Source organism: Mesorhizobium vachelliae (assembly GCF_033977325.1).
Lineage (GTDB): Bacteria > Pseudomonadota > Alphaproteobacteria > Rhizobiales > Rhizobiaceae > Mesorhizobium > Mesorhizobium vachelliae.
On the sequence record NZ_JAVIIR010000004.1, the window covers coordinates 307025 to 333416 of the forward strand.

Below are 26392 nucleotides of genomic sequence, written 5' to 3' on the forward strand. Positions count from 1 at the left end.
CTCACGCGGCCCCGGCGGCCGGGAACGCGGCAGCGCCGGCGATGATCGATTCGGTCGGCTGCGCGGCGAGCTTTTGGCAAGCCTCGCAGACATAGTCCGCCAGCAGCGGCGCCTGCGGCCAGGAACCTGCATCTGGCCTGACGTTGCGGGCGAGCGCCGCCGCAAGCGCCACCCGATCGTCCTGCCTGAGCGCGTCGTCATAAGCGGCCGTACGGCCGTAAAACATCTTTGCCAGCTTCTTCATGCGCTTGGGCACGCCGACATCGCTGATGCCCAGCTCGCGCAGCGAATGCTCGACATCGAGGAAGAACTCGTCGATCAGCACCTGCGCGACCTCGGCGGCCACACCTTGCTCGCCATGCAGCCGGTGCTGGACGAGATACATGTGAAGCGACAGCATCTCGAAGCGGCCGAGCGGCGTATCCGGCACATTCCAGTCGGAATAAAACACCGTTTGCCGCGCCGCCGCCACGATTTGTGCGTAGAGCGCGTCGGTGATAGCGCGGTTGGCGTTGCGTTCGCGGCCAAAAAGGCGCTGGAACATTGAGGGCGGTCTCCCGGGGACCTGTTGTTTGATTTGGCCTTGTTGCATCGGCATCGAAGCTGGTTTACCGGTTTTGCGGCCCAGCGCAAGTTGCGGGGATGTGATGGAGAATTGTTGTTGGGTGCGCTGAAATTCAAGTCGTTCTTTGCGCCCGCCCCGGTGGGCGTGGCCTCGCTGCTGGTCGTGGTATCGGCGCTTTCCGCCTGCAATTCGTCCAAGATGTTCGGCGATCTCCATCCAAGCGAGACGCTGACGAAAGGCTACGTCATCGACCAGCAGGCTATCGATTCGGTACCGGTCGGGTCGAGCCGCGAACAGGTGCTTCTGGCGCTGGGCACGCCGTCGACGACGGCGACCTTCGATAACGAGGCCTTCTATTACATCTCGCAGACGCGCAAGCGCTACGTCGCCTTCGACAACCCCCACATCATCGACCAGCACGTGCTGGCGGTCTATTTCGGCGCAGACGGCCGCGTCACCCAGATCGCCAATTACGGTCTCAAGGACGGCAAGGTCTTCGACTTCATCTCGAGGACGACGCCCACCGGCGGCAAGGACCAGAACTTCCTCAGCCAGATCATCAGCGGCGCGAGCAAGCTGGCGCCCGGCGTCCCCGGCGGCGGCAGCGGCGGTACGCCCTGAGGCCTTCCTGAACCGCCGTTTTCGGCGACCTCTTTCTTTCGGCGACAAAACCCGTGTGACCGCTTTCACGGGTTTTTGTCCGCCCGCGAAATAGCTCAGCTTGTCATCCCCGGGGCAAACCCTTATCAAGCCCGCCGGGTTGGGGAGGACTTGAAATGACCAGCAACGAGCGTGCAGGGCCCGACAGCTGGATGGTCACGGGCACGGCCGACCGGCCAACCGTGACGCCTGACTGGCTTGCAATCGACCCTCCGGCAATCGAAGGCGTCCGGATCAAGGAAATCAGATCCGTCGCGACCTCCAACGGCTACCTGACCGAGATCTTTCGCGAGGAATGGGCGCTCGATCAATCGTCCGTCGGGCAGGTGTTTCAACGCACGATGTATCCGGGCGCGGTGACGGGCTGGCACGCACATGCCGCGACCCTCGACCGTCTGTTCTGCTGCGCCGGCAGCGTGCGAATATCGCTTTTCGACGGGCGCAAGGACTCGCCAAGTTCCGGCACGGTCTGGCACAAGATCGTCGGTGCCCTGCGACCGGCAATCGTCACCATTCCACCCGGTGTCTGGCACGGTGTGGTCGCGCTCGGACCGGAGACCGCGTTGCTGCTCAACCTCGTCGACAAGGCTTACGCCTATGACGCGCCCGACCACTGGCGCCTGCCGCCGGACACAGAGCAGATCCCCTACAAGCTGGTGTAGCGTGGAACCGGCCGGCCCCCGCGCGCCGAGCGGACGGTTCGAACCGTTGGTTTCGGTCGTCATCGCGACGCATAATCGCCCGGCGGCGCTGCGCCAGGCGCTGAAGAGCCTCCTCGCCCAGACGGTGCAGGACTGGGAGGCGATCGTGGTCGGCGACGCGTGCCGGGCGGACACCGCAGCGGCGGTCGCCGTATTCGAAGACGCCCGCATCTCCTATGTCGATCTTCCGGTGAATTTCGGCGAGCAATCGGGGCCTAACAATATCGGCTTTGCCCGGGCCAGCGGACGCTTCATTGCCATCTTGAACCATGACGACCTCTGGTTTCCCGACCATCTGGCGTCCATGTGCGGCTGGATCGACGCCACCGGCGCCGATGTGGTTCTCGCACGGGGCGCGGCCGTCGCACCGGCCGAGAGCAAAGGCTCCAGGCATACCCTTCTCGGAAGGGGGCGCGGCGGCTTCTATGACCCCGTCATCACGGTGGGTTACGGTTCGACGCAGATGATCCGGCGGAGCTCGCTGCCAAGGCTCGGGCCATGGCGCCCGGCAAGCCATTGCGTCTGCGAGAGCTCCCAGGACTGGCTATTCCGCGCCTGGCGCAAGGGCGCGCGGATCGCGACGATGCCGCATCTTACAGTGCTCATGCTGCATTCGGGCGCGCGCGAAGGCAGCTATGTCCACGACTCGGCCTGGGAGCAGGAGGAATTGCTGGAAGCAATGAGCGCGCCGGACGCGCTGCGTTCGAGGATTCTCGGCAACGCCGAGGAACCTGCCCTGCCAAGCCGCTCCCGCTACCTCAGACGCAGGCTGCTGGCTGTCCTCGGCATGCATCCGCGAGCGCGTTCCTTCCGCCGCCAATATCGCCGCGGCACACTCATTGCCATGCTGCGCCAGACACGCGGCTTGCCGCCAATGCCGGAGCGAGAACCAGGCGCCGACGAGTTGCTGGCCCGCTATCGCCATAACGGCGAGAGGCCGGACGCCAACTGAGTGCCCCGCCGGAACGCGGGATGCATGATGTCACGCCGAAAAACAAAGCCCGCGGGATCGCTCCCGCGGGCTTTGTCCTGGAATCAGCCGCCGCAATCAGCCGTGCGCGAGCACGGCGAGCAGAAGCAGCGCGACGATGTTGGTGATCTTGATCGCCGGGTTGACGGCCGGGCCGGCGGTATCCTTGTAGGGATCGCCGACGGTGTCGCCGGTGACCGAGGCCTTGTGAGCCTCGGAGCCCTTCAGGTGCTTGACGCCGTCCTTGTCGGTGAAGCCGTCCTCGAACGACTTCTTGGCGTTGTCCCAGGCACCGCCGCCCGAGGTCATCGAGATGGCAACGAAGAGGCCGTTGACGATGACGCCGAGCAGCGAGGCGCCCAGCGCCGCGAAGGCAGAGGCCTTGGAACCGGAGATCAGCAGCACGCCGAAATAGACGACGAGCGGCGCCAGCACCGGCAGCAGCGACGGGATGATCATTTCACGGATCGCCGCCCTAGTCAGGATGTCGACCGCGCGCGCATAGTTCGGCTTCGAGGTGCCGGCCATGATGCCCTTGTCCTCGCGGAACTGCTTGCGCACTTCCTCGACGATCGAGCCCGCGGCGCGGCCGACGGCGGTCATCGCGATACCGCCGAACAGATAGGGGATCAGGCCGCCGAAGATCAGCCCGGCGACGACATACGGGTTCGAGAGGTCGAAGGAGATCTCGCCCATGCCCTGGAAGTAGGGGTACTTGTCGCCATTGGCGGCAAAGAACCTGATGTCGTTCGAGTAGGCCGCGAACAGCACCAGCGCGCCAAGGCCGGCCGAGCCGATGGCATAGCCCTTGGTCACCGCCTTGGTGGTGTTGCCGACGGCGTCGAGCGCGTCGGTCGAGTGGCGCACTTCCTTGGGCAGGCCGGCCATTTCGGCAATGCCGCCGGCATTGTCGGTGACCGGGCCGAAAGCGTCGAGCGCCACGATCATGCCGGCAAGGCCGAGCATGGTGGTGACGGCGATCGCGGTCCCGAAGAGGCCGCCGAGCTGGTAGGTGGCGATGATGCCGCCGACGATGACGATGGCCGGCAGCGCCGTCGATTCCAGCGAGACGGCGAGGCCCTGGATGACGTTGGTGCCGTGGCCGGTCACCGACGCCTGGGCGATCGAGTTCACCGGGCGCTTGTTGGTGCCGGTGTAGTATTCGGTGATCACCACGATCAAACCGGTCACCAGCAGACCGATGAGGCCGCAGATGAACAGGTTCTTGCCAGTGATGGCGATGCCGGCGACGGTACCGACCTCGCCCCAGCCAACCGTGGCGGAGGTCGCGGCGGCAAGACCGACGATCGACAGCAGGCCGGTGACGATCAGGCCTTTGTAAAGAGCACCCATGATCGAGCCGTTGGAGCCGAGCTTGACGAAGAAGGTGCCGACGATCGAGGTCAGGATGCAGGCGCCGCAGATGGCGAGCGGATAGAGCATGGACGCGCCAAGCGCGGCCGTGCCGCCGAAGAAGATGGCGGCCAGCACCATGGTGGCGACGACGGTCACCGCATAGGTTTCGAAAAGGTCGGCGGCCATGCCGGCGCAGTCGCCGACATTGTCGCCGACATTGTCGGCGATGGTGGCCGGGTTGCGTGGGTCGTCTTCGGGAATGCCGGCCTCGACCTTGCCGACGAGGTCGCCGCCGACATCCGCGCCCTTGGTGAAGATGCCGCCGCCGAGACGGGCGAAGATCGAGATCAGCGACGCGCCGAAGCCGAGCGAAACCAGCGAGTCGATGACGACGCGGTCATTCGGCTGCAGGCCCATCGGGCCGGTCAGGATGGCGTAGTAGATCGAGACGCCGAGCAGCGCCAGGCCCGCGACCAGAAGGCCGGTGATGGCGCCGGACTTGAAGGCGATGTCGAGGCCGGCGGCAAGGCTGTTCGATGCGGCCTGCGCGGTGCGCACATTGGCGCGCACCGAAACATGCATGCCGATGAAGCCCGCAGCGCCCGAAAGCACGGCGCCGATCAGGAACCCGATCGCGGAGGTGATGGAAAGCAGCCACCAGGCGAGCACGAGCACCACGATGCCGACGACGGCGATGGTGGTGTACTGGCGCGCCAGATAGGCCTGGGCGCCTTCGCGAATGGCTGCGGAGATTTCCTGCATGCGCTGGTTGCCCTGATCGGACGCAAGGACCGAACGTGTCGCCCAGATGGCGTAAAGGACTGAAAGCAAGCCGCAGGCGATGACGGCGGTAATGATGGTCATTGCCGGATTTTCCTCGATTGTTGGCCCAAAAGAACCCCTCCCTGGGCCGTTGGAACGGAGATGCATGCCGCGCACGGAATCCACCCCTTGGCTGGGGTGTATGCGAAACAAGGCTTGGAACGTCAAGATATTGTTCGGTTTTTGCCCGGCTTTCGCCCAAAAGAAAAAGGCAGCGACTCACCGGCGGGCGCCACCGTCCTTTTAGATCGATTGAAATGGCGCCGCGTAAATCAGCGCTCGCGCAAATCGCCATCCGGCTGGATGACGAAGATCAGCACGGTGAGCATGGTCATGTAGAACATGAACGCCTTTTGCTGGCCGTTCCATATGCTCGACTGCCACATGGCGAACCACTCGCCGCCTACCACCATGAAGCCGAGATACCAGATCAGGAAGCCCATGGTGGCGGCGATGACGGCGAATTTCTTGGCATCGTTGAAGTCCTGCCCACTGGCCTTGCGCGCCTGCCACAGCGCCCAGGCGGCGGCGAGGTAGAGCAGGCAGGTCAATGCCTCGCCGAGGATGATCAGCCAGTAGCCGGCTGTCCACAGCGCCGGGTTGGTGATCGAGCGATACATCAGGGCGTTGCCCGGAAAGGTCGTGTCCATGCTCAGCACATGCTGGACAAAGGCGAAGTTTGAGCCGTAATCGGTGATGTTGCCGAAGGCGACCAGGAAGGCGAACGCCGCAAGACATAGACACATGACGATCTTGGAGAGACGCAAGGTCATGGCAAGAACTCCTGCTGAAAGGTCGGGGCATCGGCAAGATCAATCGCCGAGTCCCGAAGATCGCGCAACTGGTGGGCCGGTCATGATCACGCTCACATCGGCAGCAAGCCATTATGCCGGCAAGCATTCGATCGCTGGGGCCTTGGGAGCGCTTCGTCTCTATAGCGATTGCACGGTGGGTGATCTTGTTTCACTGGAAGATGCCGGCGCCAGGCATGACTTCGCCATCATCCGTCGCCGCTGGATTGCCAGCGGAGCCGGCGTGAAGCTCGAACTGACGCTGGACCACCCCGCCCGCTCGGTTTGACGCAGAACCGTGCGGCTACTCCGCTTCCCGCCCCATGCGGCGTGCGGCGTAGCGCTCGATCGCTGACAACCCGTCATAGATCAGCACAGCAAGCGCGGCGACAATCAGGCCACCCTGCAGAACGAAGGCAAGATTATTCGAGATAAGGCCAGCGATGATCACCTCGCCCAGCGTCTTGGCGGCAACCGTCGAGCCGATGGTGGCGGTGGCGAGGCTGATGACCACGGAAAGCCGGATGCCGCCGAGGATCACCGGGGCGCTCAGCGGCAGCTCGACCTTCACCAGCCTTTGCCAGCCGGTCATGCCGGCGCCGCGCGCTGCTTCCATGACGTTGCCTGGCAGCGTGGTGAGCGCCGTCAGCGCGTTCTCGAAGATCGGCAGCAGGCCGTAGAGGAAGAGCGCGATCAGCGTCGGCTTCTCGCCGAAGCCGACGGCCGGCACGGCAAGCGCCAGCACGGCAACCGGCGGGAAGGTCTGGCCGATATTGACCAGGCTGCGCGACAGGGGCAGAAACTCGGCGCCTGCCGGCCTGGTGACCAGGATAGCTAAAGCCACTGCGACGATCGTCGCCGCCACCGTCGCGACCAGCACGGTCCGCAGATGCTGCAGGGTCAGCGTCAGCAGGCTGCCCTGGTTGTAGATCGCCGGCGCGCCATTCTCGGTCAGGGGCTTCAGCAGTGGCTCGAACCAGTTCGGGCTGGCGATGAAGACCACCAGCAGCACCAGAACGGCCAGCCTCAGCAGCGCGGGCAGCCAGGCTTTCATTGTGGCCTCGCCGCGCGCTTCACCAGGCCTTCGACTGTGACGCGGCCAAGGAGCTTGCCGTCGACGTCCTTCACCGGCAGCGCCGGGCGACCTGTCCACAGAAGCTCGGCCAATGCGTCGCGCTGGCTGGCGTCACCGGGGATTGCGTCGCCCTCTGCGCCGCCGGCCTCCACGGCATCGCGCGCGCGGCCGAGCGACAGCAGCCGGAACGGCCGCTCGCTGGCGCCAACCAGGGTCTCGACGAAGCCATTTGCCGGCCTCGCCAGGATCTCCGCCGGTTTGGCGTATTGCAGCACCTTGCCGGCGTCCATGACAGCGATCTTGTCACCCAGATGCACCGCCTCTTCCATGTCGTGGGTGACGAGGATGATGGTGGTGCCGAAGCGCTTCTGGATCGCCAGCAGATCCTCCTGCGCCTTGGTGCGTATGATCGGGTCGAGCGCGCCGAAGGGCTCGTCCATCAAAAGCACATTGGGTTCCGCGGCGAGCGCACGGGCAACGCCGACGCGCTGCTGCTGGCCGCCGGAGAGCTCATGTGGATAGCGCGGGCCATAGGCCTGCGGGTCGAGCTGGTACAGCGTCATCAACTCGTCGACGCGCGCCTTGATGCGGTCTCGGTCCCAACCGAGCAGCAGCGGCACGGTGGCGATGTTCTGCGCCACCGTGCGGTGTGGAAACAGGCCGTGTCCCTGGATGGCGTAGCCGATGCTGCGGCGCAGCTGATAGCCGGGCACCGAGCGGTTGTCGGCGCCGTCGAGCTTGATGACGCCGGAGGTCGGCTCGACCAGCCGGTTGATCATCCTGAGCAGCGTCGTCTTGCCCGACCCCGACGTGCCGACGATGGTGGCAATGGTTCGGGGCTCGATGACCATCGAAACATTATCGACCACCGTCGTTTCGTCATAGCGCTTGGTGATGCCTTCGATCTCGATCATGCCGTTTCAACCCTGCGCTTGGTGGCGGTCATCTCGATGACCGCGTCGAGGATGATCGCCGCCGCGAAGGCCAGCGCCACGGTGGGCAGCGCGCCGAGCAGCACCAGATCCATCGCCGTCTGGCCGACACCCTGGAAGACGAACACGCCGAAGCCGCCGCCGCCGATCAGCGCGGCAATTGTGGCAAGCCCGATATTCTGCACCAGCACGATGCGGATGCCGGTCAGGATCACCGGAAAGGCGAGCGGGAACTCGACGTCGAGCAGACGCTGGCGGTCGGTCATGCCCATGCCGCGCGCGGCATCGTTGGCCGCGCGGGGTACACCAGCCAGCCCGACCACGGTGTTGGCCACCACCGGCAGCAGCGAATAGAGGAAGAGCGCCACAAAGGCGGGCGCGGTGCCGATGCCCCTGATGCCGATCGCGGCGGCACCCGGCACATGCAGGGCGACCCAGCCAAGCGGCGCGATCAAAAGGCCGAAGAGCGCGATCGAGGGAATGGTCTGGATGATGTTGAGCACATTCAGCACCCCTGCACTAAGCTTCTCGACGCGATGGCAAAGGATGCCAAGCGGTATGCCGACGATCACCGCGCCAGCCAGCGAGCCAAGCGCCAGCGTGACGTGCTTGGAAGCTTCGGCCCAGAAACTATCGGCGCGGCTGGCATATTCCTTGAGGATGGAAAGACCGTCCCAAAGCCCCGACACAAGCAGCGCGCCGATGGCGAGCGTGGCGATGGCAAGAACGCCGATGCGCGCCAAGGGCGACAGGTTCAGCCTAGTCAGCACATCGGCCAGAAGCAGGGTGAAGGCGAAGACGAGCAGCCAGAAACCGGAGGCCGGCGCGACACGGGCGAAGGTGTTGCCGTCGGGCGTCAGGAAAGTGCCGGCGACGCCGAGCAGGATCGTAAGCGCAATCAGCGCGACGACGCTGGCCGCCAGCCTGAGCACAAGCGGCGTCCTGAGCAGGGCGACGATGGCGGCCGCGATGACTATCGCCAGCAACAGCATGCCAAGCGCGGGCGGCAGCGCTTCAAGGATCGAGCGCGCCTGCCCCGGCACGATGCGATTGGCACGGAACGTGGCAAAGGGTGCCGCCAAGGCGGCATAGGCGACGATCGCGGCGATCACGACGCCGAGCTTGTCGAAGCGGATGGTCACGATCGTCCCCAATCGAGCCGGCGCGCCGCGAACACGGCGTGCCGAACCCAGCTTACTTCAGGAAGCCGTTCTTCTTGAGGAAATCCTCGGCCACCGCCTTCGCAGGCTCGCCGCCCAATTGCACGCGGCCGTTGAGCTGCTGCAGCGTGACGAGGTCGAGCTTGGCGAAGACCGGCTTCAGCAGCGTCTCGATCTCGGGATGTTCCTTCAGTACCTTCTCGCGGATGATCGGTGCCGGCTGGTAGACCGGCTGCACATTCTTGTCGTCCTGGAGAACGACAAGGCCGGATGGCTGGATGCCGCCATCGGTGCCGTAAACCATGGCGGCGTTGGCGCCGTTGGTCTGGTTGGCGGCGGCCGCGATGGTCGCCGCGGTGTCGCCGCCGGAGAGCGTGATCAACTGGTCGGGCTTCAGCTTGAAGCCATAGGTCGTCTGGAAAGCCGGAAGCGCCGCTGCCGAATTGACGAACTCGGCGGAAGCGGCGAGCACCACCTTGCCGCCGCCCGCGACGTATTTGCCGAAGTCCGTCAGGGTGACGAGCTTGTTCTCATCGGCCACTTCCTTGCGCAGCGCAATCGCCCAGGTGTTGTTGGCCGGCGACGGGGACAGCCAGACGATCTTGTTGGCGTCGTAGTCGAGCTTCTTGGCGGTTTCATAGGCCTTGGCGGCATCCTTCCAGACCGGATCGTCGGCTTTCTGGAAGAAGAAGGCGGCGTTGCCGGTATATTCGGGATAGATGTCGATCTCGCCGGCGGTGATCGCCTTGCGCACCACGGGTGTCGCGCCGAGCTGGATCCGGTCGGTGGTCTTGATGTTGTTGGCGTTGAGCACGAGCTGGATGATGTTGCCCAGCACGCCACCTTCGGTATCGATCTTCGAGGAGACAACCACCTGGGCGCTGGCCGAGGCAGTGGCAAGGCCGAGCGCGATGGCTGCTACGGCGAGCTTTCCGATTGAAAACATTGTGAAATCCCTTGCTATGAACCGATTGATAGGTGGCTGCATATGAGCACGGCTATAACGGCCAGTCGGGGCATACGGTTTCATAACTAGGGAGAGAGGCGCAATAATTTTGTTCGGTCCGACAAAAGCGCTGTTCCACCCGACACGGCGCAATGCCGACCTAAGGCCGACTGGCGGCCTGCCCTATTCTGGGGAATATTTGGTAGAGGCGGGTCGGCGGCCAACACAGGAGTATGTCATGGCCAAGCATAAAGTCGGCTACCTCATCGGCAGCCTTGCCAAGGGCTCCATCAACCGCAAGCTTGCGAAGGCTCTCGTCAAACTGGCGCCGCCGGAACTTGAGATGACGGAAATCTCTTTCAAGGACCTGCCGCTCTACAGCTACGACTATGACGCAGCTTTCCCGCCCGTCGCCCTGGAGTTCAAGAAAGCCATCGCGTCCGTCCAGGCGGTGCTTTTCGTCACGCCGGAGTACAACCGATCCATCCCCGGCGGCCTGAAGAATGCGATCGACTGGGCCAGCCGCCCCTACGGCAAGAACTCTTTTGCCCGCAAACCGACTGCCGTCATCGGAACGTCGCCGGGTGCGATCGCGACCGCCGTCGCCCAGCAGAGCCTGCGCAGCGTCTTGAGCTTCTGCAACGCGCCCCAGATGAACTCGCCCGAAGCCTACATTCAGTTCACTCCGGGATTGATCACCGACGATGGCGAGGTGACGGTGGAATCGACCGAGACGTTCCTGCGCAACTACATGGACGAGTTCCACATGTTCATCGCGCGGGTCCTGCAGGTGCTCCCGCCGGATGCATGACGCCGGCCTCGTTTTCAGGCAGGTTGTTCAAGTGACCGGAAGAGCTGGTCGGGCGCCTCTTCAAAATTTGGGAGCGCCCACGAACTTCAACGTGCCGAGTGCCACAAAACACAGCGCGACGACCGGAAAGACGATCCAGTTCAACATGGTCCAGCCCCAGGCATTGTAGATCGCGCCCGACATCAGTGAGGAGAATGCGACGGAGCCGAACAGGACGAAGTCGTGGAAACCCTGGACCTTGCTCTTCTCGGACGGCCGGTAGCTGGCGGCAACCATCGCGGTGGCGCCGATGAAGCCGAAATTCCAGCCGAGCCCGAGCAGGATTAGCGCGGTCCAGAACTGCCACAGCGCCAGTCCGGAAAGCGCCACGGCGGCGCAGCCGATCAGCAAGACAAGGCCGATGGCGACGATGCGCTCGGCGCCGAAGCGATGGATCAGCGAGCCGGTGAAGAAGCTTGGTCCAAACATCGCCATGACGTGCCAGGAAATGCCGAGCGTGGCATTGTCCTCCGACAGGCCGCAGCCGACCATGGCGAGCGGCGCGCCGGTCATGACGAAGCTCATCAGCGCGTAGCTGCCGACGGTGCAGAAAAGTGCGGCGACGAAGCGCGACTGGGTGACGATTTCGGCCAGTGGCCGGGCATCGCTTGCGGCGGTTTCAGCGCCGGTGTTGGCCCTTGAAGACACACGCAGGAACGACAGGATGAGCGTGCCAACCGCCGCCAGGGGCAGGATCGAGGCGAAGGATCCCGCGAACATGACCGGGGCCAGCAATTCGCGGGTGTAAATGACGATTTGCGGCCCGAGGATGGCGGTGATGATGCCGCCCGCCAGCACGAAGGAGATGGCGCGCGCCTTGAACTCCGGTGGCGCGTTGTCGGCGGCGGCGAAGCGGAACTGCTGGACGAAGGCGCCGCCGACGCCGATGACGCAGAGGCCGAAGGCGAACAGCCAGAAGCTCGCCTGGAAGAGCGCAAGGGTCGCGATCAGACCTCCGAGCGCGGTGACCACGGTGCCGGTCATGAAGCCGCCGCGATGGCCGAGACTGCGGATGATGGCCGCGGCCGGCAAGGCGCCGAGCGCCACGCCGAGATTGAATCCGGTGATCGGCGCCGTCGCGAGCGACTTGTCGGGACCGAGCAGGTATTGACCGGCCAGCGCGCCGAGCGAAATGGCGATCGGAGCGGCCGAACCGACGATCGCCTGCGCGGCGGCCAGCAGCACCGCCGTGCGGCGCCCTTCCCTGCCGGCCTCGGCGATCGCGGCTGTTGCAGCTGTCACGAAGCGTCCTTGCCACGCCCCTCGCCGCGAACCCGGCGCGAGACGCGATCGAGAACGGCGTTGACCAGCTTCGGCTCGTCTTCCTCGTAAAAGGCTTTTGCGATGTCGACATATTCGGAGACGATGACTGCCACCGGCACGTCCTCGCGCTTCATCAGTTCATAGACGCCGGCGCGCAGGATGGCGCGCAGCGTCGAATCCAGCCGCGACAGCGGCCAGTCCTCGGTCAGCGCCTGGCGGATGACGGGATCGATAGTCTTCTGGTTCTCGACGACGCCGGTCAGGATGGCGCGGAACCATTGCGCGTCGGCTTCGCGATAGAGCGCGCCGTCGACTTCCTTGCCGAGGCGGAAGGCCTCGTATTCGGCGGTGATCTCGAAGACGCCGCTACCGGCCACATCCATCTGATAGAGCGCCTGGACGGCGGCAAGACGGGCGGCGCCGCGCTTGTTGGCGTGGCGCACCCCTCCGGTCGAGCCGGGCTCGGTCACGATTGAGCTCCGAATTTCTCTTTGAGCGCGATCATGGTCAGCGCCGCACGCGCGGCGAAGCCGCCCTTGTCGCCTTCCGTCTTTCGCGCGCGTGTCCATGCCTGCGCGTCGTTCTCGGTGGTCAGGATGCCGTTGCCGATCGCAATCGCCTCCTGCACCGAAAGGTCCATCAGCGCGCGGCTCGATTCATTGGCGACGATGTCGAAGTGGTAGGTATCGCCGCGGACGACGGTGCCGAGCGCGACGAAGCCGTCGTAATGCGTGCCACCTTCAGCCGCGCCATCGAGCGCGAAGGTGATGACGGCCGGTATTTCGAGCGAGCCGGGAACCGTCACCACGTCATAGGTGGCGCCGGCCTCGTCGAGCGCGCCTGTCGCGCCTTCGAGCAGAGCGTCGGCGAGATCGTCGTGAAAGCGCGCTTCGACAATGAGCAGATGCGCCTTCGCCTTCGGGCGAGTGAACGCTTTGCCGTGTTGGGATGTGCCAGCCATAAAAGTCTCCGGGGGGTTGCCGGTGACTTAGGCCGAAGCCGGGTTGATCGCAAGCGGAAGATTGGCCGAGGTATGTCAGTTCGCCGCGCTGGCCTGCGAGGTATCCGCTCTAGAGCCCCTCTTTCGCGGCCTCCGCCAGGCGCGCGGCGTAGCGGGCCATGGTGTCGATCTCGAGGTTGACGCGGTCGCCTGCCTGGCGCTCGCCCCAGGTGGTGACGCTCAGCGAGTGATGGATGAGCAGCACGTCGAAGCGGGTGCCTTCGACCTTGTTGACGGTGAGCGAGGTGCCGTCGAGGGCCACCGAACCTTTCGGCGCGATGAACTTCGCCAGATGGCGCGGCGCTTCCAGCGTGAAGCGCACGGCATCGCCCTCCTCCCTACGCTCGACGATTTCGGCGGTGCCGTCGACATGGCCGGAGACGATGTGGCCGCCGAGCTCGTCGCCGATCTTCAGCGCGCGTTCCAGGTTGATCCTGGTGCCGGATTTCCAGCTCGATGCGGTGGTCAGCCTGAGCGCCTCCTCCCAAGCCTCGACCTCGAACCAGCGCGCATTGGAGCCATGCTCGGGCAACGCCGTGACGGTAAGGCAGACGCCGCCACAGGAAATCGAAGCGCCGATCGCAATGGTCTCGGGATCGTAAGCGGTATCGATGCGCAGGCCGGCGCCCTCGCTAAGAGACTTTACAGAGGCGACGGTGCCCACATCCGTGACAATTCCCGTAAACATCAGAGATCTCTCACCCACTCAGCATAATTGTCTTCGCCAAACCGCATTTCGCGCAGTTTGCGAAATCCAGCCGGGATATGGTCGGCGTCGATGGGCGATATAATACCGTCTTCGCCGATGGCGTCCGGGCCCTGGAACAGGACGATGCGGTCAACGAGGTCTTCCTTGAGGAAGGCCTCAGCCACCTTGGCGCCGCCTTCGACCAAAACGCTCGCCATACCGAGCGCGGCAAGGTCTTCGAGCAATTCCGGCAAGGCGACGACGCCGTCATGGGTTTCGGTGCCGATAAAGCGCACGCCGGCGCGCTCGAGCGCCGCCCGCCGATGCGGATCGGCCTCCAGGCACGCGGCGACATAGAGCGGCACGCGGTCGACGCCGGACACCAGCTTGGATGTCTCCGACAACCGGATCTGCCGATCGAGGATGATGCGGGCCGGCGAGCGGTTCTCCAGTCCCGGCAGGCGCACGGTCAGCGCCGGGTCGTCCTCGATCGCGGTGCCGATGCCGACCAGGATGGCGTCGGCCTCGGCGCGCATCAGATAGACGTCGCGCCGCGCGATCTCGCCGGTGATGGCGACTTGGCCGGCGCCTTTGCGGCCGATCTTGCCATCGCTTGAAAGCGCAAGTTTCAGAGTGACTTCCGGACGCTTCTTCAGAGAGCGAGTCAGATAGCCGGCCATCTGCTCGGCGGCCTCGGTGGCCAGCACCTTCTCCACCACCTCGACACCGGCGGCGCGCAGGATGGCGTAGCCCTTGCCGGAGACGCGCGGGTCGGGATCGCTCGCCGCACCGACAACGCGCGCGATGCCGGCATTGACCAGCGCGTTGGCGCAAGGCGGCGTGCGGCCGTGATGGGCGCAAGGCTCCAGCGTGACATAGGCGCTGGCGCCACGGGCCAACTCGCCGGCCTCGGCCAGCGCCTCGGTCTCGGCATGCGGGCGGCCGCCGACTGCCGTCACGCCGGTGCCGACGATCATCGGGCCGGCGCCGTCGTCGCGCACGATGATGGTACCGACGGAAGGGTTGGTCGAGGTGCGGCCGGCATTGCGGCGCGACAGCCTGATGGCCGCGGCCATGAAACGGCGATCAAGCGCCGCCTGCGCGGCCTCGTCCAGTCGCGGTCCCGCCATGATCAGCCGGCGTCCTCTTCGCTCTTTTCCTCGTCGCCCTTCAGTTCGCCCAGCAGCTCATGAAAATCCCTGGCCTCGCGGAAATTGCGATAGACCGAGGCGAAGCGGACATAGGCGACGTCATCCAGCGATTTCAGGGCCTCCATGACCAGCCGGCCGACCTCGCCCGAAGCAATCTCGGTCTCGCCCGAGCTTTCGAGCTGGCGCACGATGCCGGTGACGGCACGGTCGATGCGCTCGGGGTCGACATTGCGCTTGCGCACGGCGATCTCGACGGAGCGCAGCAGCTTGTCGCGGTCGAAAGGCACCTTGCGGCCGGACTTCTTGATGACGACGAGGTCGCGCAGCTGGACACGCTCGAAGGTCGTGAAGCGGCCGCCGCAATCGGGGCACACCCGCCGCCTGCGGATCGCCGCGCCGTCCTCGGCGGGACGCGAATCCTTCACCTGCGTATCTTCGGACTGACAATAGGGACAGCGCATGGAGAGCCTTGGGTTCGCGATTCTACGGGCTACGGGCTTAGAGCCTTTTATGCCTCAGAGATAGCGAGGCGCGAGCAAGATTGCCAGCGCCCTGCCCGGCCGGCCGCACGCGTCAGGGCGCGACGTCCTTGGTCGAGAAGCCGCAGGACGTGCCGAGATTGCGATAGGCCTTGGTGAAGCCGTCCATCGGAATGGAGGCCACCGCCTGCTTGCCGAAGACCACATCGAGCGAGGTGACTTTGCGCATGGCGCGCAGCACGGCAAGGCTGGTCTTGTCCTGGTCGTCCACCATCCAGCTGGGACGACCGCCCGCTGCCGCGTTGGAGGTCACGGTGGCGGCGACCTTCACGCCGGGGTCGCCGAAGGTCGCCGCGATCTTGTTGCCGGTCGGCAGGGTGTTGTTGTCAATGATGAACATGATGGCCGGATACGCATCCGGCGGCAGCGCGTCGCCGGTCGAAATCGACAGCGTCAGGGACCCCGCATTGCCGGCGCCGTCGAGGAAAGCCGTCGAGGCCGCGCAGGTCTTGTGCGCGTCCTGCCCGGTATCGAGCGTATCGATGATGGTGGTCCACTTGCCGAAGGTATTGGTGGCCGGCATGTCGGCGTTCGTCTGTTCCTGGGCGGCCGCGCCGGAAGCGGTCAGCGAGCCAAACAGGGCCAAGGCGGCAAAACGGGAAGTGCGCATCATCAAGTCTCCGGTAAGCCGCGCCGCTCGATCAAGGAGCGGCGCGAAGCGCAAGGATAAAAGATGACGCGCAGCGGCCGGTCAACCGAGAGCGGGCGAGCGGCCGAAGGATCAACCGAGGTAAGGATAAAGCGGGAAGCGGTCGGTCAGCGCCGTGACCTTGGCCTTCACCGCAGCCTCGACCGCCGCATTGCCTTCGTCGGAATTCGCCACCTTCAGTCCGTCCAGCACCTCGGCGATCAGCTTGCCGATCTCGCGGAACTCGGCCTGGCCGAAGCCTCGCGTGGTGCCGGCAGGCGTGCCAAGACGCACGCCCGAGGTGACAAACGGCTTTTCCGGATCGAACGGGATGCCGTTCTTGTTGCACGTGATGTTGGCGCGGCCGAGGGCTGCCTCCGCGCGCTTGCCGGTGGCGTTCTTCGGACGAAGGTCGACCAGCATCAAATGGTTGTCGGTGCCGCCCGAGACGATATCGAGGCCGGTCTCCTGCAGGCTGGAGGCCAGCGCCTTGGCGTTGGCAACGATGCTTTCGGCATAGGCCTTGAAGCTCGGCTTCAGCGCCTCGCCGAGCGCCACCGCCTTGGCGGCGATGACATGCATCAGCGGTCCGCCCTGCAGGCCCGGAAACACCGCCGAATTCATCTTCTTGGCGATCTCCTCGTCATTGCACAGGATCATGCCGCCGCGCGGGCCGCGCAGCGACTTGTGCGTGGTCGTGGTCACGACATGGGCGTGGGGCAGCGGCGACGGATGCATGCCGCCGGCGACGAGGCCCGCGATATGCGCCATATCGACCATCAGATAGGCGCCGATCGAATCGGCGATCTCGCGGAAACGCTTCCAGTCCCAGATGCGCGAATAGGCGGTGCCGCCCGCCAGGATCAGCTTCGGCTTGGTCTCCTGCGCGGTCTTCTCGATCGCATCCATGTCGAGCAGGTGATCGTCCTTGCGCACGCCGTAGGAGACGACCTTGAACCACTTGCCGCTCATGTTGACCGGCGAGCCGTGCGTGAGATGGCCGCCCGAATTCAAGTCGAGGCCCATAAAGGTGTCGCCGGGCTGCAGCAGCGCCAGGAACACCGCCTGGTTCATCTGGCTGCCCGAATTCGGCTGGACGTTGGCGAAGTTGCAGCCGAACAGCTTTTTCGCGCGCTCGATGGCCAGTTCCTCGGCCACGTCGACGAACTGGCAGCCGCCATAGTAGCGCTTGCCCGGATAGCCCTCGGCATATTTGTTGGTCATGATCGAGCCCTGCGCTTCGAGCACAGCGCGCGACACGATGTTTTCCGACGCGATCAGCTCGATCTCATGGCGTTGGCGACCGAGCTCGTTACGGATGGCGCCGAAGATTTCCGGATCGGCGTCGGCAAGCGTGGTCTCGAAGAAGGATTCGAATTTGCTGGAGGCTGCCGCTGCATTTGACATGGCTTGCTTTCCCTTGGGGCCGGAGGTCTGCGAGGTCGCCGCGCATTAACACAGTTGTTTTCGGGCCGCCACGTTTGCGGCGCGAAATTTGCTGGCCGGTTTGCGCCAAGACAGCGCATCCGGTTCTAATCCTGCGGCTCGCGCCCCTTGAGGATCGCTTCGGAGAAGGTGATCTCGGTGAACAGCTTGCGCGCCGTATGGTCGTTGATGTCGCCGCGGCGAAGCATGGCCTGCAGTTCGGCGCGCTCGGCCTCGATGCCCGCCAGCCTGAAGCCGAGCTCGATCCGCCCGGATTCGCGAGCCTCGGCGCGCGCTTCCTCGGCGCCATCGGAGAGCGAGATGCGGCGCCGGTAGATGGACGCGACGCTCTCGGCGATGGCGAGCTTCATCTGCGCCGCCTCTCCTTCATTGCCGTCGCTGGCAAGCCCTTCGATCCGGGCGATGGCCGCGTTGGCGGCGCCGACCCGGGCCCGGCGCTCTTCGCCCGCTCCCGGATGCTCGCCGGGCTCGACGAGACCGCGCGCGACCGCCGGCAAAGCAAGGCTGGCAATCGCCAGCGAGCAGATGATGACGCCGGCGGCGAGGAAAATCACGAGGTCGCGCGCCGGAAAGGGCGAGCCGTCCTGCAGGGCAAGCGGCAGGGACAGAATACCGGCCAGCGTGATGGCGCCGCGCACGCCGGCGATCGAACCGGCGAGCCTGACACGAAAACCAAAGGGCTCGGCCTTGCGCTTGCCGAGCCGCGCGGCAAGCACTGCGCCGATATCGCCGATCCAGATCCAGACGAAGCGCAAGCCGATCAGGCAGAGCGTCAGGATCAGCACGGTCAATGCCGGCTCGAACAACCAGTGCCGGGTGGTCAGTTCCGGCGGCACCTTACGGATGATGTCGGGCAGTTGCAGGCCAAGCAGGATGAATAGCGAGCCGTTGAACATGAAGATCAGCATCGACCAGAGCGAGATGGTCTGGATGCGCGCCGAGACCGCCATGTGGCGGACGATGCCGGAATATCCGGTCAGCAGGCCGGCGGTGACCGCCGCCAGAACGCCCGAGGCGCCGAAATGCTCGGCGATCAGATAGGCGACAAAGGGCAGCAGGACCATGACCAGCACCTGCGCTTCGGCCGGTGTGCTGGTGATGCGGCCAAGGATCTGCAAAGACCTCGCGGCGATGAACAGCGCCGCCACGCCCGCAAGGATGCCGACCGCCACGGCAAAGACGAAGCTCAGGGATGCCCCAGCGAACGAAAAGCTGCCGGTCAGCGCCGCCGCCACGGCGAAACGGAACATCACCAGGCCGGAGGCGTCGTTGAGCAGCGACTCGCCTTCCAATATGTGCATAAGCCGCGCCGGGACGAGATTGCGGTCGACGATCGAGGAAACGGCGACCGCGTCGGTCGGCGACAGCACGGCGGCCAGAGCGAAGGCCACCACCAGCGGAATGCTCGGCACCAGCCAGTGCAAGGTGTAGCCAGAGCCGACGATGGTGAAGAAGACCAGTCCGATGGCGAGGGCGAGGATCGGACCGCGCAGCGCCATCAGCTCACGCTTCGGCGCCGAGAAGGCGTCGCCAAACAGAAGCGGCGGAATGAACACCAGCAGGAACAGCTCGGGATCCACTTCGATGTGAAAGCCTCCTGCAGGCCAGGCAAGGGCGGCGCCGATCGCGATCTGCAGAACCGGCAGCGGCACGCGCACCAGCCGCACCAGCGCGCCGGACAGCGTCACGAAGGCGAGCACGACGAGGATAAAGACGGCGACGTCCATGGCGCGATTCCGACTCTCTGGCGGACCATGCGCAATTGAACGCGTGCCGTCCAGCCGGTGGACGTCACGCCGGCGTATCATGCGGTGCGCCCGTTCCGCCCGGGCAGTTCAGGGTTTGCTGGACCGCCGACCCACTTTGTTCTTACGCAATTCCGGACGGAAAACCGCTATGCACTTTTCCCGGAATTGCTCTGTGCGCACATTGCATCGCCAACAAAAAGGCCGCTCCAGGAGCGGCCTTTTTGTCCAAGATATCAGATGCTTACTGCGCGGAGCTGATCTGCAGCTCGCTGGCGCCGTCAAGCGCGTAGATGTCGTCGCGGAACTGCACGACGCCCGGGGCCGTCGACCATGCCGACAGATAGAGGAAGTGGACCGGCACCGGGTTGACGACCTGGATCGGCGTGTTCTCGCCGGTCTTGATGGCCGCTTCGAAATGCTGGCGGTCCCAGCCGGGCGTGTCGCGCAGGATCCAGGTGACGAGGTCGCGCACGTTCTGGACGCGCACGCAGCCGGAAGAATCGAAGCGCATCAGCTTGCCGAACAGGCTCTGCTGCGGCGTGTCGTGCATGTAGACGCCGTCCGGGCTCGGGAAGTTGATCTTGACCGAGGCCATGGCGTTGTTGCTGCCCGGATCCTGGCGGAAACGGTATTTCGCGGCATCGTCCGTCGACCAGTCGACGTTCATCGGATCGACTTCGCTGCCGTCCGGCGCGAACAGCCGGATGTGGCTCTCCTTAAGGTAGTTCGGGTCCTTCCGCATCAGCGGAATGATGTCCTTGCGCACGATCGAGACCGGCGCGTTCCAGTAGGGATTGACGATGATCTCGTTGATCTTCGAATTGACGATCGGCGTCTGGCGGTCGATCTTGCCGACGATCGCCGTGTGGCGCAGCACGACGCGGTCGTTCTCGACCGCTTCGACCTGGGCGCCCGGAATGTCGACCAGGACGTAACGGCTGCCCAGCGTGCCGGCCTTTTCCTTCAGACGCTGCAGGTTGGTCTGCAACTGGCCGAGCCGGACCTGTGCCGACACGTTCATCGCGGCATAGGTGTATTTGCCCATGGCGCCGTCGGCCGGCAGGCCGTGGCGGAGCTGGAAGCGCTTGACCGCCGAGTCGACATAGGAATCGAAGGCCGTCGAAATGCCTGCGCTCTGCGGCAGGTCGCCCGAGATCATCAGGCGCTTGCGCAGCGGAACGACATCCGGATCGTCGTCGCCGAGCTGCAATTTCTTGGTCGCCGGAACCTGTTCCCAGCCGCCCTGGGAGACGATGTTCTGGTACTGCGCCACCGCCTGCTCGGTGAAGGCCACCGTCTGCTGGCTGAAAATCGGCAGCGTCGAGGCGACCTTGTTGGTGTTGTTGCCACGGGCGTCGAACTGGTCGTCCCAATTGCCGCGCGTCGAGGATTTCAGGATGTCCCCGACCACGTCCTGCGCGCTGGCATGACCCGCAACCACGGCGGCGGCGAGCGCGGAGGCTCCGGTAAGGAAGAAACGGCGGCTGGTTCTCATGGCAGACATTCTTTGCTTAATCGCTCTCGCTCAATCGCTTGCCGGCGGCTTGTCCGCACTCTAGGGGCGGCAAACTTAACAATTCGCCAACCACGACCCGCACCATTCGGCCGCCAGAAACGCGCTGCCGCCACGCAGGTTCCAAGGAGCGCAGGGCATAGGCCCGCAGCATCACCCACAATTCGCATCCACCGCGATTATGGCGGCAACGTGGCCTTGGCCCGCGATTTGCTTGTGGCGGCGAGGTGAAAGAAATGGGGGCGATGCTTTTTTGCATCGCAATACATCAGCGCGCCCTTGCGAGGTCTGCGCCTTCCCATTCGGGAGCCGAGCTTCAATTTGCGCGGCGCGACGGCCGACTCCCGCAGATGCCGGCCCTTCGCCAAAAAGAGAAGGACCGGCGCGCTTCGGCACCGGCCCCATATTCTTTCCCCCGAGGTCACGCTTCTTCGGCGCGGCTTTCCCGCCCCAATTTCCTTGGCCCTTACATCCGGTAAGCGATGGTGTCGTTCCAGAAGCGGTCCAGGCGCTGCAGCGCGCGGTTCATCTGCTTGAACTCGTCGGTATTGATGCCGCCGACCGCCTCGATCGAGCCGACATGGCGCTCGTAGAGGCCGGCGACGACGTCGGCCACCTCGTTGCCCTTCGGCGTCAGCGAGACGCGAACCGAACGGCGGTCGATGCGCGAGCGCTGGTGGTTGATGAAGCCGAGATCGACCAGCTTCTTCAGATTGTAGGAGACGTTCGAGCCGAGATAGTAGCCACGCGAGCGCAGCTCACCGGCGGTCAGCTCCGAATTGCCGATGTTGAAGAGCAGCAGCGCCTGGATGGCGTTGATGTCGGAGCGGCCGTTGCGGTCGAACTCGTCCTTGATCACGTCAAGCAGACGGCGGTGCAGGCGCTCCACCAGCTGCAGCGATTCCATGTACAGCGAGCGGATAGCCTCGCGGCGATCGTCGGATACGTTTGCGGTCTTCGCCGCCGGACGCGAATTGATCATTGTCTTTGCCTCTCGTTTGTCGCCTTGGTGATTTTTTGTTTTTCACCTTGATCGCGACACTATCGAATACTCATAAAATTCGACTTAAACGCCAGGGCTAACAAGAGCTTACCGGTAAGAGGTTTCGGAAGACGCTTAACGATCGGTCACCCGGGCAAGAACAATTAACCTAAAGATTTAGCCAATGGTTTTGGGGCAATCGCCACCCCCCGAATCTAGGCCCCTGGAACCCCCTGGCAACCTAAAGCGCGTTGCGCTGAAGCGGATTCAGGCGACGCGCTTCAGGCTTTGTTTTGATGCATGTCGTTCTCCCGAAACCGCTGCCCACTTTCGGGCGACATGCATTACTGCCTGAGCTGGCGCTTCTGCAGCCAGATGACCACGCGGAAGACGATGTAGAGCAGCGCCACGCAGGCGTGCGAGACGACGATCAAGATCCGGTGGCCGAAGAGATCGGGGAAACCGGCATACATCACCGTCTCGGTCACGGCGCAGATGAACCAGATCACCGGCCCCCAGGACGCCAGCATCCAAAGGCCCGCCGCGGCGAAGGGGAAGAAGACAGCAAGCGTCGCCGCCGCCACCTGCCAATGCACCGGCATCAGGTCGAAGCGCCACAACTCGCCCGGATAGATGCCGATCAGGCGAATCCAGTAGAGAATGCCGAACAAAAGGCAGTAGCCGGCGATGACGCGCTGGAACCAGGCGAAGATGACCTCGGTGGTCGAGGGCTGCAGCACCACGCGCCTGGAGGTGACCTCGCTCACAAGGTAAGTTCCTTGTCCCCGAGCGGCGCGAAATAGGCGTCGATATCTGCCGCGCTGACGTCATCAAGGCCTGCCGGCCGCCACTCAGGCTGCGAGCCCTTGTCGATGATGGCGGCGCGGATGCCTTCGTAGAAATCATGGCCGGCCAGCATGCGGTTGAGGATGCGGAACTCCATCTTCATGCATTCGTCCATCGACAAGGTCGATCCAGCGCTGATCTGGCGCCAGGCGACGTTGAGGCTGGTCGGCGAGCGGGTTTTCAGCGTCGCCAGCGTCTTTGCGGCAAAAGCGTCTTCGGCCCCTGCCCGCTCCAGACTGTCGATGATGCCGGCAAGCGAGCTCTTCGAAAAATGGCGCGCGATCGCCTCGAGGTCCTGCCGCTCGGTCTCGCGTTTGGCGGGCACGAAGAAATCGCGCAGCTCCGCATTGGCGTCCCCACTCGTTGCCAGTTCGTCGAGCAGGCCAGCCTGGTCCTCGGCCTTGATGGTGTGAGTGGCGAGCCCCGACCACAGCGCGTCGCCATAGCGGATGCGATTTCCCGTCAGCCCGAGATACATGCCGAAACAGCCGCCAAGGTCCGGCAGCAAATGGCTGGCGCCGACATCGGGGAAGAAGCCGATGCCGACCTCCGGCATGGCGAACTGCGCGTTCTCGGTCAGCACCCGATGCGAGCCATGGAAGGAGATGCCGACGCCGCCGCCCATGACGATGCCGTCGATCAGCGCGACATAAGGTTTCTTGAAGCGGGCAATGCGGGCGTTGAGCCGGTACTCGTCGGCGAAGAAGTCGACGGGCGGCTTGCCGGCGCGGCCGGCCTCATAGATGTGCAGGATATCGCCACCGGCGGAAAACGCCCTGCCCTCGGCCTTGACGATGACGACGCCGACGCCCGGGTCCTGCTCCCAGGCGTCAAGCGCCTTGCCGAGCGCCCTGACCATGGCGTGCGTGACGGCGTTGAGCGCCTTCGGCCGCGTCAACGTGACCACGCCCGCTCTACCCAGCCGCTCGAAGCGGATCTCGTCGCCTCCGCCAAAATCCATCGTGAGAGAATCCTCCCCCGCGCCTGCGGGAGGAGAAGTGCTAAGCGGCGACCGGACGAACGTCAATTGTCGAGTGCTCCCGACTGTTGATCCCATGCGGCGACCAGCTACCAGACAAATGGAACAAGGGCGTTCGTGCGCCGCGCATAGGCAGGGAACTCGTCGGGGAACTGCCGCGCCAGAAGCCGGTCCTCCGCGCCAACGCGCCAGATGAAGATCGCACCCAACAGGACAAGCAGAAAGACGAAAGGCCCACCCACCACGATCGCCGAGCCGATGCATGCGAGCAGGCCACCCGCATACATGGGGTGGCGCAGCACGTGGTAAGGGCCCGATGTCACCAGCTCATGTTCCTGCTTGACCGAAACGGTCTGGCTCCAATCGCGGCCGAGAGCTTGCCGCCCCCAGACCAACAGAAGCATGCCGGCAACCGCCAGGACAACACCGACGCTGCTCAGGACAGGGCCGACCGGAGCGAAGTTGACGAAAGCAAACAATGGCAGGTGCGGGAGCAGGAAGGCCACGATCATGGCAAACATCAAGCCGAAGCTCTGCAGAAGATGCGGCTCCGTATCGCGTTTCACGCCAATCGACTTAACGGTCAGATAGACAATCAGCAGTAGCCAGGCAGCATAAATGAACCAGATGAAGGTCATGCCTTGCTCCTTCGGTTAGCCGGCAATCTGCCTTGGCCGCCGCATGGGCCCGGTGCTAGGAAATGGACATTTCGAACCGGACGACAAGAGATGCCGGGTTTTTCACGCATCGAGGCTGCGACGATCAGCCTGATCGCTATCCTGCTGACGTCTTACCCTGCCGCGGCGGCGAGTGAGTTATATCAATCGCAAACGATCGTCACCGGAACCGGAGACGTGAACCGGCAGATCGGCTTCAAGGATTGCCTGGACAAGGTGCTGGTCAAGGTCTCGGGCGACCAGCGGCTGACGCAGAAGCCGGAGATGCTGGCGCTGCGCGACAAGGCGGCCGACTTCGTCCAGTCCTTTCGCTACCGCGACCGGCTCGAAGGCATCCCGGTCCATGACGAGCAAGGCACGCATGACAGGCCGCACGACCTGAGCTGCCTCTACAAGCCGGCCGTCGTCGACAAGCTTCTGGCGCAGCTCGGCAGCAAGCCCTGGCTCGGCGAGCGGCCGCTGATCGCCGTCTTCATGAGCGCCGAGCAGGGTTCGCGGCATTTCGTGCTGACGGCGGACGAGGACCAGGGCAAGACGATGCGTGAATCCTTTTCTAACGCCACCGCTCCGTTGCTGATGCGCATCACCTTTCCAAAGACAGGGCAGCTTGGCGGCCTGGGTGAAGAGGCGCTTTCCGAGGCCGACATGGCAAGGCTCGATGAGCTCGCGAAAAAAGCGGGAGCAGCCCGGGCACTCGCCGGCAGCATCGTGTGGAGCGACAAGGACCTCGGCTGGGTTGCCGACTGGCGGCTGGCCGACCGCGGCAAGACCTATCGCTGGCAGGTGCGCGGCGTCAGCTTCGACGAAGCTTTTCGCGTGGCGGTAAGGGGCGCGGCGCAGATCTTGTCAGGGCACGGGCAGCCTTGAGAGCATTTCCTCGCCCCATGAAATGGTGGCGCGGCGCAGCCGCGACGGAGGGGGAGCGCCCTCCGAAGGCCCTCTCCGTCCGCTTCGCGGACACCTCTCCCCGCGTTGCGGGGCGAGGAAATTGCACCTAGCTTGGCACAATCGTGTCGCATTGGTCAGCGGCGGAGACGCATGGTAAAAGCCGACGCAAAAGAGAGTTTCAGCCATGAACAAATTCACCCCCGCAAAGCCTGCCGGCACGCGCAGCGTCGACGAGATCACCGGCAGCCGGCGGCTCAGGCGCATGCGCAAGGCCGACTGGTCGCGCCGGCTGGTGCAGGAGAACCAGCTTTCGGTGAACGACCTGATCTGGCCGATCTTCGTGGTCGACGGCAAGAACACGCGCGAGCCGATCGCCGCCATGCCCGACGTCTATCGCCTGAGCGTCGATCTTGCGGTGAAGGAAGCCGAGCGCGCCGCCAAGCTCGGCATTCCGGCCATCGCCACCTTCCCCAATGTCGAGCTTGCGCTGCGCGACCAGACCGGCTCGCACATCCTCGACCCGGACAATGTCATCAACCGCGCCACCCGCGCCATCAAGGACGCGGTGCCGGAGATCGGCATCATCACCGATGCCGCGCTCGACCCGTTCACCAGCCACGGCCATGACGGCATCCTGCGCGACGGCATCATCGTCAATGACGAGACAGTGGAGCAGGTCGCCGCGGCGGCCGTCATCCAGGCCGCGGCCGGGGCCGACATCATCGCGCCTTCGGACATGATGGACGGCCGCATCGGCGCCATCCGCGACGCGCTCGACGCTAATGGTTTCCAGGACGTGGCGATCATGTCCTATGCGACGAAGTTCGCTTCGGCCTTCTACGGCCCCTACCGCGAGGCGGTCGGCACCGCCGGCCTGCTCAAGGGCGACAAGAAGACCTACTACATCGACCACGCCAATTCGGATGAGGCGGTGCGCGAGGCCGAGCAGGACCTCGCCGAAGGCGCCGACATGCTGATGGTGAAGCCCGGCCTGCCTTATCTCGACATCATCCGCCGGCTGAAGGACGAACTGCAGATGCCGACTTTCGCCTATCAGGTGTCGGGCGAATATTCGATGATCAAGGCAGCCGCCGCCAATGGCTGGATCGATGGCGAGAAGGCGATGCTGGAATCGCTGCTTTCGCTGAAGCGCGCCGGCTGCGACGGCGTGCTGACCTATTTCGCGCCGGTGGTAGCGCAGATGCTGAAGGGCTAG

At 64.5% G+C, this 26392-nt stretch carries 28 protein-coding genes; 7 read left to right on the forward strand and 21 right to left on the reverse strand.

Annotated features, from left to right (window positions below):
* Position 1: 1 nt before the first annotated feature.
* Entirely contained in the window at positions 2 to 544 is a 543-nt protein-coding gene (locus RFM41_RS11755; protein ID WP_320245370.1) for a ubiquinol-cytochrome C chaperone family protein, read from the reverse strand.
* Between the two features lie 117 nt (positions 545 to 661).
* Between RFM41_RS11755 and RFM41_RS11760 the strand changes: the two genes are divergently transcribed.
* From RFM41_RS11760 to RFM41_RS11770, 3 genes are all read left to right on the forward strand, one after another.
* The gene (locus RFM41_RS11760; protein ID WP_320245371.1) at positions 662 to 1186 is read left to right on the forward strand and encodes an outer membrane protein assembly factor BamE; all 525 of its coding nucleotides are present in this window, start codon (positions 662 to 664) and stop codon (positions 1184 to 1186) included.
* A 155-nt stretch (positions 1187 to 1341) separates the two neighbouring features.
* The gene (locus RFM41_RS11765) at positions 1342 to 1887 is read left to right on the forward strand and encodes a dTDP-4-dehydrorhamnose 3,5-epimerase family protein (protein WP_320245373.1); all 546 of its coding nucleotides are present in this window, start codon (positions 1342 to 1344) and stop codon (positions 1885 to 1887) included.
* A 46-nt stretch (positions 1888 to 1933) separates the two neighbouring features.
* Complete coding sequence (locus RFM41_RS11770; protein ID WP_320245374.1) at positions 1934 to 2878, forward strand: glycosyltransferase family 2 protein; 945 nt, start codon at positions 1934 to 1936, stop codon at positions 2876 to 2878.
* Positions 2879 to 2974: 96 nt separating this feature from the next.
* Here the strand turns inward: RFM41_RS11770 and RFM41_RS11775 are convergent, their stop codons facing one another.
* Together RFM41_RS11775 and RFM41_RS11780 are read right to left on the reverse strand one after the other, a co-directional pair.
* The gene (locus RFM41_RS11775; RefSeq protein WP_320245375.1) at positions 2975 to 5116 is read right to left on the reverse strand and encodes a sodium-translocating pyrophosphatase; all 2142 of its coding nucleotides are present in this window, start codon (positions 5114 to 5116) and stop codon (positions 2975 to 2977) included.
* Positions 5117 to 5346: 230 nt separating this feature from the next.
* Positions 5347 to 5847, reverse strand: coding sequence for a DUF2165 family protein (locus tag RFM41_RS11780; RefSeq protein WP_320245376.1), 501 nt, complete (start codon positions 5845 to 5847; stop codon positions 5347 to 5349).
* An 82-nt stretch (positions 5848 to 5929) separates the two neighbouring features.
* Between RFM41_RS11780 and RFM41_RS11785 the strand changes: the two genes are divergently transcribed.
* Positions 5930 to 6154, forward strand: a complete 225-nt coding sequence (locus tag RFM41_RS11785; RefSeq protein ID WP_320245377.1) for a hypothetical protein — start codon at positions 5930 to 5932, stop codon at positions 6152 to 6154.
* 15 nt (positions 6155 to 6169) lie between these two features.
* Here the strand turns inward: RFM41_RS11785 and RFM41_RS11790 are convergent, their stop codons facing one another.
* From RFM41_RS11790 to osmF, 4 genes are read right to left on the reverse strand one after another with little or no spacing between them, the layout of a single operon-like run.
* Complete coding sequence (locus RFM41_RS11790; RefSeq protein ID WP_320245378.1) at positions 6170 to 6919, reverse strand: ABC transporter permease; 750 nt, start codon at positions 6917 to 6919, stop codon at positions 6170 to 6172.
* Positions 6916 to 7854 (reverse strand): ABC transporter ATP-binding protein, encoded by a 939-nt coding sequence (locus tag RFM41_RS11795; protein ID WP_320245379.1) that lies wholly within the window; start codon positions 7852 to 7854, stop codon positions 6916 to 6918. The genes RFM41_RS11790 and RFM41_RS11795 overlap by 4 nt, the downstream gene beginning before the upstream one ends.
* The gene (locus RFM41_RS11800) at positions 7851 to 9014 is read right to left on the reverse strand and encodes an ABC transporter permease (protein WP_320245380.1); all 1164 of its coding nucleotides are present in this window, start codon (positions 9012 to 9014) and stop codon (positions 7851 to 7853) included. Before RFM41_RS11800 ends, RFM41_RS11795 begins: the two co-directional genes overlap by 4 nt.
* Before the next feature lie 52 nt (positions 9015 to 9066).
* Positions 9067 to 9978 (reverse strand): glycine betaine ABC transporter substrate-binding protein OsmF, encoded by a 912-nt coding sequence (osmF, locus tag RFM41_RS11805; RefSeq protein ID WP_320245381.1) that lies wholly within the window; start codon positions 9976 to 9978, stop codon positions 9067 to 9069.
* 238 nt (positions 9979 to 10216) lie between these two features.
* Between osmF and RFM41_RS11810 the strand changes: the two genes are divergently transcribed.
* Entirely contained in the window at positions 10217 to 10789 is a 573-nt protein-coding gene (locus RFM41_RS11810; protein ID WP_320245382.1) for an NADPH-dependent FMN reductase, read from the forward strand.
* Positions 10790 to 10849: 60 nt separating this feature from the next.
* Here the strand turns inward: RFM41_RS11810 and RFM41_RS11815 are convergent, their stop codons facing one another.
* The 14 genes from RFM41_RS11815 to RFM41_RS11880 form a co-directional block, all read right to left on the reverse strand.
* Entirely contained in the window at positions 10850 to 12070 is a 1221-nt protein-coding gene (locus RFM41_RS11815) for an MFS transporter (RefSeq protein ID WP_320245383.1), read from the reverse strand.
* Positions 12067 to 12561, reverse strand: coding sequence for a transcription antitermination factor NusB (nusB, locus tag RFM41_RS11820; RefSeq protein ID WP_320245384.1), 495 nt, complete (start codon positions 12559 to 12561; stop codon positions 12067 to 12069). Before nusB ends, RFM41_RS11815 begins: the two co-directional genes overlap by 4 nt.
* Positions 12558 to 13052, reverse strand: a complete 495-nt coding sequence (locus RFM41_RS11825; RefSeq protein WP_320245385.1) for a 6,7-dimethyl-8-ribityllumazine synthase — start codon at positions 13050 to 13052, stop codon at positions 12558 to 12560. The genes nusB and RFM41_RS11825 overlap by 4 nt, the downstream gene beginning before the upstream one ends.
* Before the next feature lie 109 nt (positions 13053 to 13161).
* The gene (locus RFM41_RS11830) at positions 13162 to 13779 is read right to left on the reverse strand and encodes a riboflavin synthase (protein ID WP_320245386.1); all 618 of its coding nucleotides are present in this window, start codon (positions 13777 to 13779) and stop codon (positions 13162 to 13164) included.
* Positions 13779 to 14909, reverse strand: a complete 1131-nt coding sequence (ribD, locus tag RFM41_RS11835) for a bifunctional diaminohydroxyphosphoribosylaminopyrimidine deaminase/5-amino-6-(5-phosphoribosylamino)uracil reductase RibD (protein WP_320245387.1) — start codon at positions 14907 to 14909, stop codon at positions 13779 to 13781. Before ribD ends, RFM41_RS11830 begins: the two co-directional genes overlap by 1 nt.
* Before the next feature lie 2 nt (positions 14910 to 14911).
* Positions 14912 to 15391, reverse strand: a complete 480-nt coding sequence (gene nrdR, locus RFM41_RS11840; RefSeq protein WP_040999929.1) for a transcriptional regulator NrdR — start codon at positions 15389 to 15391, stop codon at positions 14912 to 14914.
* Positions 15392 to 15503: 112 nt separating this feature from the next.
* Positions 15504 to 16079, reverse strand: coding sequence for an invasion associated locus B family protein (locus RFM41_RS11845; RefSeq protein ID WP_430691482.1), 576 nt, complete (start codon positions 16077 to 16079; stop codon positions 15504 to 15506).
* Positions 16080 to 16190: 111 nt separating this feature from the next.
* On the reverse strand, positions 16191 to 17504 hold the full coding sequence (glyA, locus tag RFM41_RS11850) for a serine hydroxymethyltransferase (protein WP_320245389.1): 1314 nt from the start codon (positions 17502 to 17504) through the stop codon (positions 16191 to 16193).
* A 125-nt stretch (positions 17505 to 17629) separates the two neighbouring features.
* Positions 17630 to 19270: a Na+/H+ antiporter gene (locus tag RFM41_RS11855; protein ID WP_320245390.1), complete on the reverse strand. Its 1641-nt coding sequence runs from the start codon at positions 19268 to 19270 to the stop codon at positions 17630 to 17632.
* 262 nt (positions 19271 to 19532) lie between these two features.
* The gene (locus RFM41_RS11860; protein ID WP_320245391.1) at positions 19533 to 20786 is read right to left on the reverse strand and encodes a L,D-transpeptidase family protein; all 1254 of its coding nucleotides are present in this window, start codon (positions 20784 to 20786) and stop codon (positions 19533 to 19535) included.
* A gap of 484 nt (positions 20787 to 21270) precedes the next feature.
* Complete coding sequence (ldtR, locus tag RFM41_RS11865; protein ID WP_040983294.1) at positions 21271 to 21786, reverse strand: transcriptional regulator LdtR; 516 nt, start codon at positions 21784 to 21786, stop codon at positions 21271 to 21273.
* A 344-nt stretch (positions 21787 to 22130) separates the two neighbouring features.
* Positions 22131 to 22553: a DUF6163 family protein gene (locus RFM41_RS11870; RefSeq protein WP_320245392.1), complete on the reverse strand. Its 423-nt coding sequence runs from the start codon at positions 22551 to 22553 to the stop codon at positions 22131 to 22133.
* Positions 22550 to 23593: an enoyl-CoA hydratase/isomerase family protein gene (locus tag RFM41_RS11875; RefSeq protein ID WP_320245393.1), complete on the reverse strand. Its 1044-nt coding sequence runs from the start codon at positions 23591 to 23593 to the stop codon at positions 22550 to 22552. The genes RFM41_RS11870 and RFM41_RS11875 overlap by 4 nt, the downstream gene beginning before the upstream one ends.
* A 107-nt stretch (positions 23594 to 23700) precedes the next feature.
* The gene (locus RFM41_RS11880; protein WP_320245394.1) at positions 23701 to 24249 is read right to left on the reverse strand and encodes a methyltransferase family protein; all 549 of its coding nucleotides are present in this window, start codon (positions 24247 to 24249) and stop codon (positions 23701 to 23703) included.
* Positions 24250 to 24339: 90 nt separating this feature from the next.
* Between RFM41_RS11880 and RFM41_RS11885 the strand changes: the two genes are divergently transcribed.
* The gene (locus tag RFM41_RS11885) at positions 24340 to 25155 is read left to right on the forward strand and encodes a DUF2066 domain-containing protein (protein WP_320245395.1); all 816 of its coding nucleotides are present in this window, start codon (positions 24340 to 24342) and stop codon (positions 25153 to 25155) included.
* 205 nt (positions 25156 to 25360) lie between these two features.
* The gene (gene hemB, locus RFM41_RS11890; protein WP_320245396.1) at positions 25361 to 26392 is read left to right on the forward strand and encodes a porphobilinogen synthase; all 1032 of its coding nucleotides are present in this window, start codon (positions 25361 to 25363) and stop codon (positions 26390 to 26392) included.